This window comes from Deinococcus sp. AJ005 (assembly GCF_009017495.1).
GTDB lineage: Bacteria > Deinococcota > Deinococci > Deinococcales > Deinococcaceae > Deinococcus.
Genome location: NZ_CP044990.1, coordinates 61,904 through 79,705 on the forward strand (window position 1 = coordinate 61,904; position 17,802 = coordinate 79,705).

The window sequence follows — 17,802 nt, forward strand, 5'->3', positions numbered from 1 at the left end:
CCTTTCGGCGGCGGCAGCGGGGTATGCTGGACACGTTATGACGCAGCGGCAGACCATCATGTCCGGCGGGAACGCAGCCTTTATCGAGGGGCTGTACGAGACCTACCTGACCGACCCTGGAAGCGTGGACGCCGAGTGGCGGGCCTACTTTGACGAGTTGCGCGGCGGGACCCAGGAGGCCCTGCACTCGCCCGTCCAGCAGGCCTTTTATGAGCTGGGCCAGAGCCGCCGGGGAGGCGTAGCCCCGGCCCCCAGCGGCGGCGGCGCGCATCAGGCCGGCAGCGCGATGGTCACGGCCTACCGCGTGTACGGCCACATCAGCGCCCGCAACAATCCCCTCAAGATGCGCGGTCAGCCCGTGGTCCCCGAACTGACGCCCGAGTTCTACGGCCTGTCCGAGGCAGACCTGAACGAGACGGTCAGCGAGGGGCCATTCAACGGGTCTTTACGCGACGTGATCGCCCAGCTTCAGGACACCTACTGCGGCTCGATTGGCTTTGAATTCAACTACCTGCCCGCCAACGAGCGTAAGTGGTTCCAGGAGCGCATCGAGAAGCAGCAGGGGCAGGGGCGCTACGCCTTCAGCCGCGACGAGCGCCGCCGCATCATGTTCAAACTGAACGCGGCAGAAGGGCTGGAGCTGTACCTTAAGAACAAATACCCCGGCGTCAAGCGCTTCGGTCTGGAAGGTTCCGAGAGCTTTATTCCCCTGATGGACCGCCTGATCCAGCAGGCCGGGGTGTACGGCGTCAAGGAAGTGGTGATCGGGATGGCCCACCGGGGCCGCCTTAACACCCTGGTCAATATCTTCGGTAAGTCGCCCAGGTCGCTGTTCGACGAGTTCGACGGCAAGAAGAAGCTCAGTGACGACCCGGACGTGGCCGGCGACGTCAAGTACCACATGGGCTTTTCCAGCGACGTGCGCACCCCCGGCGGGCCGATGCATCTGGCGCTGGCCTTCAACCCCTCGCATCTGGAAATCGTCTCGCCCGTCGTCCACGGCAGCGTGCGCGCCCGCCAGGATCGGCGCGGCGACACCGAGCGCAAGACAGTCCTGCCCATCACCATCCACGGCGACGCGGCGGTATCGGGGCAGGGCGTCGTCATGGAGACACTGAACCTGTCGCGTCTGCGCGGCTTTGCCACCGGCGGCGCGGTCCGAATTGTCATCAACAATCAGGTGGGCTTTACCATCAGCGATCCGCGCGACACCCGCAGCAGCCGCTACTGCACCGACATCGCCAAGGTGGCCAACGCCCCCGTGCTGCACGTCAGCGGCGACGATCCAGAAGCGGTGGTGTTCTGCGGGGATCTGGCGCTGGCCTACCGCCAGGAATTCGGCAAGGACGTGTTCATCGACCTGATTTCCTTCCGACGCAACGGCCACAACGAGGGCGACGAGCCGCGCATGACCCAGCCGATCATGTACCGCGAGATCGACAAGCACCCCGGCACCCGCTCCATCTACGCTGCCAAACTGGAAGGGGAAGGCGTTCTGGACGCGGGCGAGGGCGACGCGTTGATCGATGGGTTCCGTGACAAGCTCGACGCCGGGGAGCCGGTGGTGACCGAGATGGAAAACCTGGCCCAGAGTGAGCTGGCCGTGGACTGGTCGGCCTACACGGGCACCCACTGGCGCGACGAGGTGTCCACTGCCGTTCCCCGCGAGAAGCTGGAGGAGCTGGGCCTGAAATTGGCCAGCGTGCCGAAAAACTTCGTGCCGCACCGGGGCGTCGAGCGTGTGCTGAAGGCGCGGGCGGCGATGGCACGCGGCGAGCAGCCGCTGGACTGGGGCATGGGCGAGAATCTGGCCTACGCCACCCTGCTGGACGAGGGGTATGGCGTGCGGTTGGTGGGCCAGGACAGTGGGCGCGGGACCTTCGTTCACCGTCATGCCGTGCTGCACAACCAGAACGCCGATGATCCCCTGAACGAGGAATACATGGCGCTGGCGCACCTCTCGCCCGATCAGGGGCAGGTCGAGGTCATCGACAGCACCCTGTCGGAAGAGGCGGTGATGGCCTTCGAGTACGGCTATTCCACCTCTGAACCCAAGGGGCTGGTGGCCTGGGAAGGCCAGTTCGGCGACTTTGCCAACGGCGCGCAGGCGGTCATCGATCAGTTCCTGAGTGCGGGCGAGAGCAAGTGGCTGCGCCTGAGCGGCCTGACCCTGCTGCTGCCCCACGGCTACGAGGGCGCGGGGCCGGAACACTCCAGCGCCCGTCTGGAACGCTACTTGCAACTGTGTGCCCAAAAGAACATGCAGGTGGTCGTGCCCAGCAGCGCCGCCCAGATGTTCCACCTGCTGCGCCGTCAGGTGCTGCGCCCGTACCGCAAGCCGCTGATCATCATGACCCCCAAGAGCCTGCTGCGAAACAAGCAGGCCATGAACCCGCTGAGCGACTTCACCGATGGCCGTTTTTCCGAGGTGATCGGGGATTACGACGTGACCGGCGCGCACCGCGTGGTCATCAGCAGCGGCAAGCTGCACTGGGAACTGGTGGAGGCCAGAGACGCCGATCAGGACGCCTACGCCGGAACCGCCCTGATTCGCCTGGAACAGCTTTACCCCTTTCCTGCCGAGGCGCTACGGACTGAGCTGGCCCGCCACCCCGGCGCGCAGGTGGTGTGGGCACAGGAGGAACCGGAAAATCAGGGCGCATGGCTGATGATCTGGGAAGATCTGGAAAGCGTTCTGGCCCCCGGTCAGGTGCTGAGCCACTCCAGTCGCCCCCGCAGCGCCAGTACCGCCGCCGGATACGCCAGCGTCCACGCCCGCGAACAGGCCGCCGTGATCGCCGCTGCACTGGGCGAGAGGATCGATCCTGAAGTTGTGGAAGAGCAGGAGAAGATCGCCGAGGAAGCCGCGCAACCGGGCTGAACCGGGGATAAGGAATGGGGCCGGAGCGAATGCTGCTTCGGCCCTATTTCGTTCTGGATGGGACTTCCATGGTTTAAATCCCTCTGCTCCGCAGCTCTGCGAGTCCGACTATGCGGGGCAACCTTTGGGGGGAGCTGGCTGCGAAACAGACTGGGGCGTTAACTGCAATCAGCCCCCCTGCAATCTCCATACAAATCCCCACCGTCCCCCGGTGATAGCCTGTCCGTGAACCACAACCCAGCCCGGCCCCGCGAGGTGTTCATGACGCATGAAACAACCCTTCCGCCCGATGTCGCCGCCGCCCCTGCCGACTTTACCTATGACCTGCTGGTGATCGGCTCTGGCCCTGGCGGGCAGCGCGCGGCCATTCAAGCGGCCAAGCTGGGCAAGAAGGTGGCGGTGGTGGAGCGCAAAGCGGTGGTGGGAGGCGTCTGCACGAACACCGGCACCATCCCATCAAAGACCTTCCGCGAAGCGATCATGCACCTCAGCGGCTACAACGAGCGCGGACTGTACGGTGCGAGCTACAGCGTCAAGGACGATATTGGCGTCGAGGATTTGCTGCGCCGCACCACCAGCGTGATCGGCCACGAGCTGGACGTGGTCCGTGCCCAACTGCACCGCAACCGGGTGGAGGTCATCTCTGCCGAGGCCAGTTTTATCGGCCCACACACGCTGCGGCTGAAGGACGTGCGCGGCAAGGGCCACAGCGACTCATGGCGCGACGTCACGGCCCGCCAGATCGTGATTGCGGTGGGAACAAAAGCGGCGCGCGATCCGGGCATTCCCTTCGACGGCAAACGCATTCTGATCAGCGATGACATCCTCGATCTGACCGAGTTGCCGCGCACAGTGGCAGTGATCGGCGGCGGCGTGATCGGCTGCGAGTACGCCAGCATGTTCGCCGCGCTGGGCGTGCGCGTCACGCTGATCGATAAGCGCCCGCGCCTGCTGGATTTCATTGACCACGAAATCACCGACATTCTGGCCTATCAGCTCCGCCAGAACCGCATGACCCTGCGGCTGGGCGAGGCCGTTCACGAGGTTGAGAAGGTGCAGGGCGCACGCGGCGAGCAGGTGCGGATCGTCCTGGCGAGCGGCAAGGAAGTCACCTCCGATCTGGTGCTGTACTCCATCGGGCGCATTGGGGCCACCGCGCGGCTGAATCTGGAGGCAGCGGGCCTGAGCGCCGATTCGCGGGGGCGCATTGACGTCAACGCCCATTACCAGACCGCCGTGCCGCACATCTACGCGGTGGGCGACGTGATCGGCTTCCCGTCCCTCGCCAGCGTCAGCATGGAGCAGGGGCGACTGGCCGCCTGCCACGCCTATGGTGTTCCCACCCAGAGCGTGCCAGAGCTGTTTCCCTACGGCATTTACACTATTCCCGAGATCAGCACGGTGGGCAAGAACGAGGAAGAATTGACGCAGGCTGGCGTGCCTTACGAGATCGGCAAGGCGCAGTACCGCGAGATCGCGCGGGGACAGATCATCGGGGACGAGCAGGGTACGCTGAAGCTGATCTTCAACATGGACACGCGGGAGCTGCTGGGCGTGCATATCATCGGCACAGGCGCAAGCGAGCTGATCCACATCGGGCAGGCGGTGATGGCCTTTGGCGGCACGGTGGATTACTTCGTGAACACCGTGTTCAATTACCCCACCCTGGCCGAGTGTTACAAGACGGCGGCCTTTGACGGCATCAACCGCCTGGGCAGCGCCCCCACGCTGGAGCCGAAGCTGGAACCTGTGCGCGAAGTAGGGGTGGTGGTGTGATAGGCGAGATAAAAGACTGCGAAGTCTACACTTGAGTAAATGTCACCGTATCAAGACGGCTGGCTTATGAACATATGAACACCAAAGTTACGCTGAAAATATTTTTTGCTGTAATGATGAGCTTTGCCTTATTTTATGGAAGTGGTATTGGGTATTCATATCTCTCTGCCAGAGATGCAAGAACTAAGATCGGCAATGATATCCTAGTGCTAAATTATCAAATTGGCGACGTAAATTACACTGCAAAGTTTATACAGGCCCAAGCGTTTTGTGCTCGACAAGCAATTGATGACAAAACTTATCTGATCGTTGATGGGGTGATGATTTATATTTCTCAATTAGGCAATGTAGAAATAACAGAGGCCAGGGTAAGCTCTAGCATTAGGTGTTCTCATGGAGAGGGCAGAACGATAAACACCGAATAATTATTTCATCTGAAATCAGCGTAGCAGAGTGCTTAGCGTTGATCGTAAGTTTACAACGCCAAAAATAAGCTAGATTGACGCCACCGATTTCAAAAAGGAGACCCACATGATTCTGTCCCACGGAACCCTGACCGCCCCCGAAGCCCACGCCGACGCCGCCCGCCAGATGCTGCGCCAGATCGCCCAGGCTACCCGCCAGGAACAGGGCTGTCAGCTTTATCTGGTCTCCGAAAATCTGGAAACGCCGGGCCATTTCGTCATCACCGAGCAGTGGGCCAGCATGGAGGATATGCAAACGCATCTGGCGCTGCCTGCCGTGGGCGAGGCCATCGCCGCCGTACATGACATGGGCATCACGGACCTGACCATCACGGCCTGGGAAGCGGGAACGCAGACGCAGATCATGTAGAGCCTCAGCGCAGGCGCGTGACTCGCCTCACGTCTTCCTCGCCGTCCAGATGCTCCAGCCGCAGAATCATGGCGTCTGGGTAATCGGCGTACAGGCGCTCGCCCCACTCCACCACGCTCAGGCGGCTGCCCACGATCAGATCTTCAAGGTCCAGTTCGTACAGTTCCTGCACACTCCGCACGCGGTAGGCGTCTACATGCAGGACGCGGCCCGCCGGGGTGGGGTAGGCGTGGATTAGGGCATAGGTGGGACTGGTGACCGGTCCGCCAAACCCCAGTGCGCCGATTAGGCCAGAGGTCAGCGTGGTCTTGCCTGCGCCCAGTTCGCCCTCCAGAAACAGGACAGCAGCGGGTGGCAGGGTCGGGGCCAGGGCCGCGCCAAATTGCCGCTGTTCTTCGGGGCCGCGTAGCAGGCGCGACTGGCCCGTTTCAAAAGAGCCGGGTTCAGATGGGCCAGTGTCCAGATGACCAGTCTTCAGAGGGCCAGTGTCAGGCGGGAATGCAGGCATCGCCGCCGATGCTAGCGCCGGAGATCAGCGCCGTGTCCCATCAACGTTGCGTTCGGGTCACCCGCCACAGCCCCTCAGCGTCCTGCTGCGCCTCCCAGCGGTGTCTGGCGCTGTGCATGGTCAGTTCGGTAACGCCCATGTCCTCGGCCACGGTGATCAGGTTGGTCAGGGGAACAGTACCCTCGTCGTAGGGACCGCTGAGCAGCATGCAGCCCTGAAGGGTCCAGACCTCAGCGGGTTGTTCTGCGGCGTCCAGCTCAAAGACGCCCAGCAGACCGCTCAGGGCGTCGTCGCCGAAAGTGGCTGTGACTTCCTGGGCGGCGCGGTACTCGGCTTGGGCCTCGGCCAGCAGGGTCTCGGCGTCGGCCAGGGTCTGGGCGTAGCGGGCGCGGGCGGCGGCGCTCATCGGCCCTAGGCGGCGCTGGGCACGCAGGGTATCGGCCAGACGGCCCAGGCGCTGGGTGGTTTCCCCGGCCAGACCGCGCACGGCGTCGTATTGGGCCACGATCCCGTCCGCGCGGGCATCGAACCCCTCGCGCTCCTGAGCCGCCACACCCATGTGGCGTTCCAGCACCGCCCACAGCGGGTCCAGATCCAGTGCCTGACCGTTCGAAAGAGCTGCCTGGGCCATCAGGAGCAGTGGGGCCAGTTCGGCTGCCGCGCCAGGCAGATCGCGGGCGGTGCGCTCAATCTCCAGCAGTTCGCGCCCCGCGTTCAGGCCTGCCTCGCCGCTGAGGGCCGCGCCGTCGGGGCTGGCCTGCAATGCGCCGCGCGCCGTACTCAGGGCGCGCAGGTCGTCGCTGGCCAGGGTGCCGCCGTCCAGCAGGTGCCGTGCGGCGTCCAGTGACACGCGCACGCCCGCGCCCGCCAGGTGGCCGGACAGATCGCTTTCCAGCGCGCTCAGTTCGGCGCGCTGTTCGCTCAGAACCTCGGCCAGCACGGCGCGCAGGGTTTCGCACCAGCCTTCTACCGCCTGGGCCGTCAGCGGCTGCTGCTCGCCCCCTCCACGCAGCGTGGCAAGCTGCTCCCGCAGGTCCGGGCGCACCAGCAGCAGCGGCGCGAACTCGCGCTCGGCGGTGTCCAGCGCCTGCCGGACATGTTCGCGTTCCAGTTCAAGGACGCGGGCCTGCGCCTGCGTGCCCTCGGCGCTGCGGGCGCCGCTGCCCAGGCCCTCCACCACCGAGGATTCCAGTTGTTTACGCAGGTTGTAGGTCAGGGTGCGGGCGCGGTCCACCTCGCCGGGCAGCAGCGTACTCTGGGTCTGAGCCTCGTCGATCTGACCGATCAGGGTGTCCAGGCGGCGCACCTCGCGGCCTCCCAGCCCCTGCACCCGCGTGAAGACGGCGCGCAACTCGGCCAGATCCTGGGCCTGCACCACCAGCCCCTCCTGAAGGCGGCGGTCCATCTGCGCGATCAGGTCCTGACCCTCCTGCACTAGGGCCGCCGTGTCCTGGCCGCCTTCCTGCTCCTGGCGGGCCACCCCCAGCAGGCCGCGCAGGCGCTGGGTCTCGGGCCAGTCGAAGTACAGCGCAAAACGCCGGGCCTGTTCCTCCAGTTCGTCCAGGGCGGCGTCGTTGGCAGGCAGCCGTTCCTGGGTGACCTGTGACAGTTCCTCCAGCACCTCCGAGACCCGGCGCTTGGCCAGCGTCGCGGGTACGCTGAGTTGCAGCCGCTTGAACACCTCGCGCTTGAGGATGCTTTCCAGCGTGCGGACGTCCATTCGGTCCGGCGTGGTGCCGCGCTCGGCAGCGGCGTCCTGAAGGATGCGTTCCAGCGCACGCGGCGAGATCAGGTCCCCCAGCATCTTGACTGGCAACTGGTGCAGGCTGGCGTTCATGGCTGCCATGGGCACGTCGCCGGATCACGTCTGGAGCGCGCCCGCTTCCTGGGCGGCAGGCTAAACATCACTTCCCCGGAGGCCCGGACGGGCGAGAGAGGCCACGTTAGACGGAATCCGTATCAGACATAGCCTCCATTCCATCACAGGTCCTCGTCCCAGTCCAGGCTCTGGGCGGCGGCAGTTTCCTGCTGCGGCGCGCTGCGGCGGCCCAGCAGACCGAACTGCTGGCACAGGCCCCGGAACCCGAAGGTGGTCAGGCCGATGGCGAGGGCCGCCGACAGCGCCCACAGCGGCAGCCCGTAGCCATTCTGGGTCAGCGTGAAATTGCTGGCGGCCCGCAGCGCGCCCACGCCGGTCAGGTCACCGATGGCCCCCAGCAGGCCAAACAACCCTTCCAGAAACACTGGCAGCAGCAGCAGTGCCAGCCCCGAGGCGATGGCCCGCCAGTAGGTGTTGCGCCCGCCGAAGGCCAGATTCAGCAGGTACAGCGGCACGAAGGCCAGGGCCGCCAGCAGCGCGAAGACCAGCACCCGCAGCCAGCCCCCGAAGCCGCGCGCCGCCCCGGCTGAAACGTTATCCAGCGTGCTGACGGGTTGACCGGCAGCGCGGCGTTCCAGACCCGACAGGGTAGCGATCAGGGCCTGCACGTCGTCCGGGCGCAGTGCCGTGCGGGCCTGCGCCGCGCCCAGATCGAACACCAGCGCGTCGTAACCCTGGGTACTCCGTAAGGTGGTGGGCGCGGCGGCCAGCGCGGTTCCAGCCTGCCCCAGTTGCTCGCGGGCCAGCGCGGGATCGCCGTGCCCGGCAGCGGTGAGTGCGCGGCCCAGCGCGGCGTAGACCTCGCCTGCGCTGGTCCTGGCCGGGCGGGCGGGGGCGGTGGGCCTTGGTGTGGCAGTGGCGGCAGGTGTTGCTGGCGGGGTCACGGTGGTGCTGCCCGGCGTGACCGTCACCGGAACGGCGGGCGTGATGGACGGCGTGACTACTGCGCCACTCGGCGCTGAGGCCAGCGACTTTACGAACGCGCCGTTGTTCTGGCGCAGCGCTGTCAACGAACTTTCCAGCGCCCCCACGTCGCCCACGGTCAGTTGCCGCAGCGCGTCACCGAACTGCGAGACCTTCAGGTCACCCGCGCCGGGGGCGTCCTGCACCGCCGTGAACCATGCCATCCCGCGCGACAGATTCAGGTATGTGGTAGAGGACTGGGTGGGCTGGGCCGTGTTCAGGGCCTCGCCGATCTTGCCTGCCGCCTCGCGTTGCAGCCGCCAGGCCACGCGGGGCAGCTTGCCCGCCGCGCCGTCTGCCAGTAGCGCCTGCGTTGCCGCGCCGCTCAGGCCAAATTCTCCGGCCAGTAGCCGCAGTTGCGCCGTGCCGTTGGCCGGGGCGCTGGCCAGCAGGGTCAGGGTCTGGTCATACAGCGCCTTGCGCATAAAGCCGCGTGCCAGCAGAACCTGGGCCTCCAGTTCCGCCGGACTGCGCGCCAGTGAGCCGCGCGCACGTTCCAGCGAGCCTTGCAGGGCGCTGACCAGTTGACGGTTTTGCAGGCTGGGGGCCAGTTTTTTCAGATCGGCGTCCGCCGCGTCCAGCCGGGTCAGTGCCTGGGCCGCTGAAGTCGCGCGCGCCGTCACGGCCCCGTCCAGATCGGCGGCCAGCGCCCGGTAGGCTCCCAAATCCTGTGCGCCCGCCGAACCTGCGCCCAGCAGCGCCGCCGTCAGCAGCCATCCTGTCTTGTGTGAATTCATGCGGCCACCTGAAGGCCCTGCAATTCCACCAGCATGCGGCCCACGTTGGCCTGTGCGCCCACCACCACCGCCACGCAGTACTCCCCCAGCGGGCGCATACAGACCGTGCGCCCCCCCAGGTCCGCCGACATCAGGCGCAGCGTGCGGCCACCCAGCAGCAGCGCTGTGGCCGCCACCACCCCGCCCAGGCCGCTGGCCCCGGCAATGGCGCGGCTTTGCAGCACCTCGCCACTGGCCCGGCAGACCATCACGCCCTGCACGCCCGAGAAGCGGGCCAGTTCACGCAGCAGTTCCTCCTGCCCGTCCGCGCTGCTCAGGTCATAGCTGCGGCCCAGCCCCACGGACACGTATTCGGGGTCGTCGAACTCGAAGTCGTCGGCCCCCAGGCTCAGGTGTGCCAGCGACAGGCCGCCTGCATCCGAGTCGTCGTCCCAGGCGGCAAAGGGGGCCATCTGGGTCATCAGGGTGGGGGCCTTGGGGTATTCGGCGGCCAGTTGCCGGGCCAGGGTCAGCAGTTCGTGGCGGGCACGCGCCTCGGGCAAGACCATCGACAGCCGCGCCAGCAGCGGCCCGGACAGCAGGCGCTGAAGGTCCTGGGCCGTCACGGTCTCGGGCTTCAGGCGCTGCTCGCGCAGCAGGGCCTGAAGCATGGTCTCGGCTGCTCGCGCCGATACGACGCCCGCCAGGGCACGAACAGTCATGGTGTACACCGCATTGGTCATCTCAGAAAACCTCAAGGGAGTGTAGACAGAGCGGGCTTACATTTTTATCTCACGCGGCTACCCGTCTATTCCTCCGCCTTTGCTATACTCCCTGCGGTCTGGGTCTGCCCAGCATTGAAGGCCAGTTCTGCCGTTCTTTACCCTGCCTTTGAGAAACAGATCTCCGCAGGCACCCGTAGCTCAGTTGGATAGAGCGGCCCCCTCCTAAGGGGCAGGTCACTGGTTCGACTCCAGTCGAGTGCACCACGTCCAGCACGCAGAAAACCCTCGGTAAAGATCGAGGGTTTTCTATGCCGTGTGCAGTACGTTGTGCAATAGGCGTCTAAAAAGTTGGCAGCTCTATGCGGCGTGCGGCCAAGCAACGCGTTCACGGCTATGGATAACTTTGCTTTGGTGATTAAGCCGCTCAGCATCGATCGAACCAGCCGCACAAGCAGGGGGACGCGGTTGCTGAATAGCACCGCAGAAGCGGTAGAGCAGATGAGCTAGAGCTTTCAAGAACACGAGGAGGGCACTGGGAACGTGGTCTGGGGCCGTGCTGGGGCGTTAGTCAGGGTCACTTGGGATGTCAGCCTTACCGTGTCAACAGCCGGTGCCCATCCCCAGACGCACACCCATTCGACTCGCTATGTGGAATCACCAGAGGGGGCACAGGCTGGCCTAGACCCGACATGGACATTCCACTTTAGCCGTACAGAAATATGGTCCGTCCATCCGCTGGGGGTAGAAGCCGCGCGTGTATCACCGAAGGATCATTTAAGCGATAATGTTTATTCACATGAAAGACAAATGTTGGGCAGCGTTCTGGCAAACGGCGGACCATATCAAGAGTGCGGGGAAAAAGCCGTCAGATGGATGAGGTGTTCGTAGCGTTGACCCGGGAACTGGCCGGATGGTTAGGACGTCAACTGCCAGCTCTTGGAGGCAATTGGTGGGCGGACGCCGTCATCTCCAAACTGAGTTTTCAGCAGCAGCGCTCCGTTGAGGACCGGGGCTGTAAAGCACTTGAACAGCTTGATCTAGCCGCTCTCCTGCGGATCCTGGATCTCAACTGGTTTGAACTTAAAGACGCAGTCCCCGGGGAAAGGGACGTCCGCACATGGGTCAAGGAACTGCAGTCCGTGCGCAATCGGTGGGCGCACCGCTCGGCGGAGCGGATGCCAGCGAGTGAGGTCTACCGGGATGTGGATACAGTTGGCCGGGTCCTTGCCGTCCTCAATGCCGACAGTCCCGCTCTGGAACTTGTGGAACGCGTCCGCGCTGAGGCTCTCCTCGACCTGACTCCGTCGGCGCTGGTTGAGCAGCCTGTCCCGTCTCAGGGCCCAATGTCTCTGTTCTCTGCGGGTGAACTCGTTGCACTCAGAGCGCGGCCCGACGTGCGGGTCCCCATCCTGCGGGTCGTACAAGGCGCTCACGAACGGCGATACGAGGTCTTTCAAGACAATGCGGTGGTTTCGTATTACGAAAGTCAGTTGCAGGCAATCGGGCCTGCGCGAGCTGCCTACAACCTTCTGTCGGTGGCCGAGCTTCGGGGGCACCTGACATCCCTCAAGCTGCTCTCGCCATCCGTAGCAAGCTTACTTTCGCTGGGAACGGGCCGTGTGGACTTCGTGCCGTACCAGTACCGCCCGGTACTCAAGATGATCCGCGCTGATCGGCCCCGCCTGCTCGTGGCGGATGAGGTGGGCGTGGGGAAGACCATTGAAGCAGCGCTGGTCCTCAAGGAGCTGCAGGCGCGGATGGACATCAGATCAGTCCTGGTAATCTGCCCCAAGCCGCTGGTGGCTGAACGAAAATGGTTCACGGAACTCAAGCGATTCGACGAGCAGTTTGTCGCGCTGGACAGTCCAACGCTCCGGAACTGCTTGCAAGAAACTCACCTCGAAGGTGAGTGGCCACAGTCACATAGCCGGGCCATCCTGCCTTTCTCTCTGTTCGACGCCGAGATGGTCCATGGCGGCACGTCTCGAAGGGGCGTTGCCCGGCAAGGTCTGCTGACGCTGGATCCACCACCGAAGTTTGATCTCGTCATTGTCGACGAGGCCCACCACCTGCGCAATCCGGATACCTATCTGCATCAGGGTGTCCGCTTCCTGTGTGACCACGCCCAGGCCGTGCTATTGCTCACGGCAACGCCAGTGCAACTGGGCAGCGACGACCTCTTCACCCTGCTGAACGTTCTCAGGCCCGATCTTATTATTGACCGGCCTAGCTTCCAGCAGATGGCCGAACCGAACCGCCACATTAATGCAGCAGTGCTCAGCCTCCGCACCGCCGCGCAGGACTGGCAGAGCGACGGCCTAAAGGCCCTGGAAGAGGCCGCAATGACGGAATGGGGCCGCCTCTTTCTGCGGGAGTCGCCCGATTTCCAGTCGGTGTACGACCGACTGGGGGGCGATCCCCTGGCTCATTCAGACCGGGTGTCGCTGATCGCAGACCTTGAGGCCCTCTACACGTTCAGTTCCCTGATCAATCGCACGCGCCGAAGGGACATTGGCGATTTCACCACACGCAAACCTGAAACCATGGAAGTGCCCTTTACGGAACAGCAGGCAACCTTTCACGACACCCTGCTTGATGTGGTGTCGCGCATCCTGACTGGGATGCACGGTGATCAGAACGTGGACTTCATGATGTCGACGATCCGCCGGCAGGCGGCCAGCTCCCTCTATGGCCTCGCGCCTCTGCTCCGGGACATGCTGAGCGGCAAAATGGGGCAGCTCGATGCGATGACCGGCGGACTTGATGACGTGTCGGAGATTCACTTCGTTGAGGCCATCCGTGCGGATGTCTCTACGTTGCTGCAGCAGGCAGACATGCTGGATCCGCATGATCCCAAGGTAGACGCGTTTCTGGATATCTTGGTCCAGAAGTCGCAGCAGCCCAACGATAAGGCCCTGGTGTTCAGTACCTTCAGGCACACCCTGAGGTACCTGCAAGCGCATGTTGAGGCGGCTGGAATCCGGCTGGGGATGATCCACGGGGACGTACCCGACGAGGAGCGCCGGGAAATCCGCCGCCGCTTCGCGTTGGAGCGCCACCATGACGACGCCATCGACGTCCTGCTCTCCTCCGAGGTCGGTTGCGAGGGTCTGGATTTTCAGTTCTGCGACATGATCATTAACTACGACCTGCCGTGGAATCCGATGAGGATTGAGCAGCGCATCGGCCGGATCGACCGCTACGGGCAGGCCAGCGACACGGTCACCATCGTCAACCTCATCACTCCAGGTACCGTGGACTCCGAGATTTACCACCGCTGCCTGTTCCGTATCGGCGTGTTCAACCAGGCCGTGGGAGGCAACGAGGAGATCCTGGGTGAAATTACCCGCGAGATTCGGCAGATCGCTGACAGCACGAAGCTGACGCCCGAGGAGCGCAACCGCCGCCTGCAGCAGCTGGCGGACAACAGCATCCGTCAGGTTCAGGAGGAGCAGGCTCTTGAGGCTGGGCAAGCTGAGCTGTTCGGCCTGAGCGTCCCGAAGCAGGCCTGGCGGGAAGAATTGAAAGCGGCGCAGTCGTTCTGGCTTTCCGCAGCGTCCCTCCAGAACGCGGTCAACAGCTACCTGGCCAGTCGCCTGGAGCGCGAGAAGGATACCCTCACCGGTGACCGGGCGGTGAAGAACCTGCGGCTCAGTCAGGAAGCGCGGGATCTGCTACTCGACGATTTCCTGAAACTGCCCCGTACCCAGGACCCCGTGTCTCGGACGTGGGAAAAATGGCTCAAGGGGAACGCACCGAACCTTCAGGTGACCTTTGAGCAGGAAGCGGCGAAAGATCAGCCGGGCGTGATGCATCTGACCGCCACGCACCCGCTGATCCGTCAGGCGGCCCGCCACCTCGAACTGCGGGAACCCCGGGATGTCAGCCTCCAGGCCGTCGGCCATGATCTTCCCGCCGGAACTTATCCGTTCGCGGTGTACCGCTGGGTGAAGTACGGCGTGCGTGGCGATGAGGACTTGGTCGCGGTGGCCATGGATGGACGGGTCGAGTCGGCCGTGATGGACGTCTTACAACATGGAGAAATGGGGACAGCGCCGCCTATGGATGAGGCCGGGAAGGAGCACTTGGAAGCGCGGCACCACGAGTTGTGGGCTGAGGCACAGGCCGCACACTGTGCACACAACAGGCAACTGGTGGATTTCCGCCTGCAAAGTCTCACCGTGAGTCACCGGGCCCGGATGCAGAGCATTCAGGATCAGCTGCACCGGGCGACCAACAACAAGATTCGTCTGATGAAAGAGAGCGAACTCGGCCGGGCAGATGCCGATTTTCAGCGTCGCTCCGCTGAGCTTGAACAGGCGGCCCGGAGTGGCGACGTTCTCGCGGCTCCAGTGCTCTTCGGCACCATTGAGATCACCCCTGGAGGTCAGCAGTGAGCGTGCTACAAGATATCAAGCGGCGCCGCCGCAACCTGGCACAGACCCTCAAGGAACACCAGGGCATCCGGACCCTCGTCGAGCAGCTGTACCCGGACCGCGCCCATTTCATCTATGAACTGCTCCAGAATGCCGAGGACGCTGGGGCCACCCAGGCCACCTTCCGGCTGCTCCACACGTCCCTGGTGTTCGAGCATGACGGCCGGGCGTTTGAGCCGGCAGACATTGAGGCCATCACTGACATTGGAAGCAGCAGTAAGCAGGACGATCAGCAGACCATCGGTCGGTTCGGGATCGGATTCAAGGCAGTGTTCGCCTACACCAACACGCCCCGGATCTATTCCCCCACATATTCCTTCCGGATCGATGACCTCGTCCTGCCATCCCCACTGACGGCAAATTCTAAACTTGGACCGGTAACGCGGTTCGAGTTCCCTTTTGACAACCCGAAAAAGCCTGCTGCGGTCGCCTTCCAAGAAATCCAGCAGGGGCTGGAAGCGCTCCAAGTATCAACGCTGCTTTTCCTGAACACCCTGGCATCCATCTGTTGGGAGATCGAGGGGGGGGCAGAAGGTGCCGTTCACCGCGTTGTGCACGCTGATCACCATCTCGAACTGATCACCAATCCGGACAGTGACGATGCCTGGAGCGACCATTACGTGATGTTCAGCGCCCCAGTACCTGGTTTGCCGCGGCACCGCGCCGCTATCGCCTTTGAGTTGGACTACCTGCCTGGAGTAGAAGAGTATGACCACCGGAAACCTCTTGCCAAGCAGATGAAGGTGGTCGATGCAAATCCTGGGCAGGTGTTTGTGTTCTTTCCGGCGGAGAAGGAAACGTCTGGACTGCGGTTTCATCTTCACGCTCCGTTCGTGCCAGAGGTCAGCCGCGCGAGCATTAAAGATACGACTGCCAACGCCCCCCTCTTTAACCAGTTGGCGGACGTCACAGCAGCAGCGTTGCAACGGCTGAAGAAACTGAAACTGCTGACGCCGGAACTCCTCAGCGTCCTGCCGAACAATGACGACCCCTTGCCGTTACGGTACAGGCCGATCCGCGCCGCCGTCCTGCTGGCGATGCGTCAAAAGGATCTGACGCCAACATTTACCGGCGGACATGCGCCAGCAGAGGTACTTTTGCAGGCCCGGGTGCAGGTCAAGGAGCTGATTGAACCGCGCGATCTTCATGTCCTTCTCCAGACCATAGATCCGCTCGAGTGGGCGGCGAACGTCAACCAGAAGAACGGCCGAATCGATAAGTTCTACAGCAGCCTGGGCGTGGAGGAGTGGGATGTCGAGGCGCTGGTTGACACTTTGAAGGAACACCTCTCGGAAGCAACTGCTGCCCCCGGTCAAACGTATACATACCTTAAGCAACCGACGCCGGAAGTGCTCACCTGGTTGCAGGGTAAATCCGTCGACTGGATGCGGGAGTTGTACGCGACCCTCGAACGCCATTACCTGGGTGGCTGGCAACGCGCGCAGAAAGTGGAAGGCTTGGCCACTCTGAAAATTGTCCGGTTGGCTGATGGCATGTTGACCCGTCCTTCCGAGGCTTATTTTGCCAATGCTCAGCTGGGTTCTGCTGGCGTGCCTACCGTAGACACTGCCACTTTCACTCGCGGCAAGAAAAACGACCTACATCCTGAGGCGCGCCAGTTCCTCGTTGCGATCGGTGTGCGGGAACTTGACGCCGTGTCCCAGATGGACCGCTACCTCCGGCAAAATTACGGAGAATTCAGCCGGAACCAAAAATTTGAAGATATGGAGCTTTTCCTCAGGTTTGCAGAGGAACATCCCCATGAGCTGGACATCTTTCGTGGGGCAACGATCTTCAAAGTGAAATCCAAGGGTGGTCCGGGAGTGTGGGCGAGCGCAGAGACAATCTTGTTCTCCCAACCCTACGCTCCTACCGGTCTTGATCAGTTTTACCGTCAGGAGCTGCAAGACGCGAAATGGCACTGCCTGACAGACGATTATCAGACACTTGATAAACGGCTGCCGGCTTTCCTGAAATTCTGCGAGCGGGTGGGTGTTAAGAGCAGTCTGGAGATATCAAGGGTTGGCTGTTATGGCAATACGCAGTATGCGTTTCTGGTGGTAAAAGCTCCGGGTAATTGGTCGGACAACAAGGGCATCAACATCGATTTTACGATTCCCGGCCTACAGGAAGCTTTGCAGCGACCATCGCTCGACACTTCTCGTTTGATCTGGACCTCATTGCTCACCGCCAAAGATCCAAACTTCACAGAAGCGATGTACCGCTCTAACAGTGCCCATGATATTCGGCGTGCGCCGTCGAAATTAATCGAACAGCTAAAAAAAGCCAAATGGGTTCCACAAGGGGACCGGTTTGTTCAGCCAGCCCAGGCTCTCGTCAGCAAGCTGCCTAAAGGGTTCTACTTCGATCCAGCTGCGGCATGGATCAAGGCCATCGATTTCGGTTCGGAGACCCGCCGACAAGAGGAGATGGGAAAGGACAGGCAGCAGTCTGCCAAGCTGCTCGGATTTCCGGATGACGAAAAAACGTTGGAGATGCTCCGTGAACTCGCGAAGCTTCCAAAAGAAGAACTGGGCAACCTGGCGGCCAAAGCGAGAGCATCGAAAGCCGGTGAATTTCCGGAGCGCACGTCAAGCAATCCGGAACGAAGGACAAAACATGTCGGCGCCGCAGCCGCCCAAGCTCCACAACGGCAGAGCGAGACGCGCGAGAGATCGGTTTCTGTCAACTATTCGGAAGTAAAAACAGAGGCCAGGCAGTACTTAAGCGATCAATACACCTTGGATGGAGATTTATACTGCCAGATTTGTCAGAAGCCCATGCCGTTTCGGCTCGACAACGGTCAACCATACTTTGAGGCAGTCGAACTTGTCCCCGATTTAACGACAATGCACCCTCCGAACTATCTTGCCCTCTGTCCCAATCACGCAGCCATGTTTGAACGCGCAAACAAGTCAAAGTCTGCGCTGCGGTTCCTGATCAAGCAGGCCCATGGCGTCAATATTGACGTCATGCTGGCTGGCCAGGAGCGCAAGGTGAGGTTCACGAAAATGCATTTGGAAGATCTGCGAATCGTTCTTGATCAACTCTCCAAATCATCGGCACAGAGCGCCTGAGAGGAAA

The 17,802-nt window shown here is 62.6% G+C and carries 10 protein-coding genes and 1 tRNA gene; 7 read left to right on the forward strand and 4 right to left on the reverse strand.

The window, feature by feature from the left end:
* Positions 1 to 37: 37 nt before the first annotated feature.
* From DAAJ005_RS02375 to DAAJ005_RS02390, 4 genes are all read left to right on the forward strand, one after another.
* Positions 38 to 2,881: a 2-oxoglutarate dehydrogenase E1 component gene (locus DAAJ005_RS02375; protein ID WP_151845732.1), complete on the forward strand. Its 2,844-nt coding sequence runs from the start codon at positions 38 to 40 to the stop codon at positions 2,879 to 2,881.
* Positions 2,882 to 3,106: 225 nt separating this feature from the next.
* A complete protein-coding gene (gene sthA, locus DAAJ005_RS02380) occupies positions 3,107 to 4,657 on the forward strand; it encodes a Si-specific NAD(P)(+) transhydrogenase (protein WP_226342529.1) in 1,551 nt (516 codons plus the stop codon).
* Positions 4,658 to 4,731: 74 nt separating this feature from the next.
* Positions 4,732 to 5,082 carry a hypothetical protein gene (locus tag DAAJ005_RS02385; protein ID WP_151845733.1) on the forward strand — a complete coding sequence of 117 codons (351 nt, stop codon included), beginning with the start codon at positions 4,732 to 4,734 and terminating at the stop codon, positions 5,080 to 5,082.
* A gap of 106 nt (positions 5,083 to 5,188) precedes the next feature.
* Complete coding sequence (locus DAAJ005_RS02390) at positions 5,189 to 5,491, forward strand: putative quinol monooxygenase (RefSeq protein ID WP_151845734.1); 303 nt, start codon at positions 5,189 to 5,191, stop codon at positions 5,489 to 5,491.
* Positions 5,492 to 5,495: 4 nt separating this feature from the next.
* Here DAAJ005_RS02390 and tsaE read toward each other — a convergent pair whose 3' ends face one another.
* The 4 genes from tsaE to DAAJ005_RS02410 all read right to left on the reverse strand — a co-directional run bounded on the left by tsaE (position 5,496) and on the right by DAAJ005_RS02410 (position 10,300).
* On the reverse strand, positions 5,496 to 5,999 hold the full coding sequence (gene tsaE / locus DAAJ005_RS02395; protein ID WP_151845735.1) for a tRNA (adenosine(37)-N6)-threonylcarbamoyltransferase complex ATPase subunit type 1 TsaE: 504 nt from the start codon (positions 5,997 to 5,999) through the stop codon (positions 5,496 to 5,498).
* Positions 6,000 to 6,039: 40 nt separating this feature from the next.
* The gene (locus DAAJ005_RS02400; RefSeq protein ID WP_226342530.1) at positions 6,040 to 7,845 is read right to left on the reverse strand and encodes a hypothetical protein; all 1,806 of its coding nucleotides are present in this window, start codon (positions 7,843 to 7,845) and stop codon (positions 6,040 to 6,042) included.
* Between the two features lie 134 nt (positions 7,846 to 7,979).
* Positions 7,980 to 9,578 carry a hypothetical protein gene (locus DAAJ005_RS02405; protein ID WP_151845736.1) on the reverse strand — a complete coding sequence of 533 codons (1,599 nt, stop codon included), beginning with the start codon at positions 9,576 to 9,578 and terminating at the stop codon, positions 7,980 to 7,982.
* Complete coding sequence (locus tag DAAJ005_RS02410) at positions 9,575 to 10,300, reverse strand: roadblock/LC7 domain-containing protein (protein WP_151845737.1); 726 nt, start codon at positions 10,298 to 10,300, stop codon at positions 9,575 to 9,577. Before DAAJ005_RS02410 ends, DAAJ005_RS02405 begins: the two co-directional genes overlap by 4 nt.
* 169 nt (positions 10,301 to 10,469) lie before the next feature.
* On the opposite strand from DAAJ005_RS02410, the gene DAAJ005_RS02415 reads away from it, so the two are divergent.
* From DAAJ005_RS02415 to DAAJ005_RS02425, 3 genes are all read left to right on the forward strand, one after another.
* A tRNA-Arg gene (locus DAAJ005_RS02415) sits at positions 10,470 to 10,546 on the forward strand.
* A 605-nt stretch (positions 10,547 to 11,151) separates the two neighbouring features.
* On the forward strand, positions 11,152 to 14,679 hold the full coding sequence (locus tag DAAJ005_RS02420; protein ID WP_151845738.1) for a DEAD/DEAH box helicase: 3,528 nt from the start codon (positions 11,152 to 11,154) through the stop codon (positions 14,677 to 14,679).
* Positions 14,676 to 17,795 (forward strand): sacsin N-terminal ATP-binding-like domain-containing protein, encoded by a 3,120-nt coding sequence (locus DAAJ005_RS02425; RefSeq protein WP_151845739.1) that lies wholly within the window; start codon positions 14,676 to 14,678, stop codon positions 17,793 to 17,795. Before DAAJ005_RS02420 ends, DAAJ005_RS02425 begins: the two co-directional genes overlap by 4 nt.
* Positions 17,796 to 17,802: the final 7 nt, after the last annotated feature.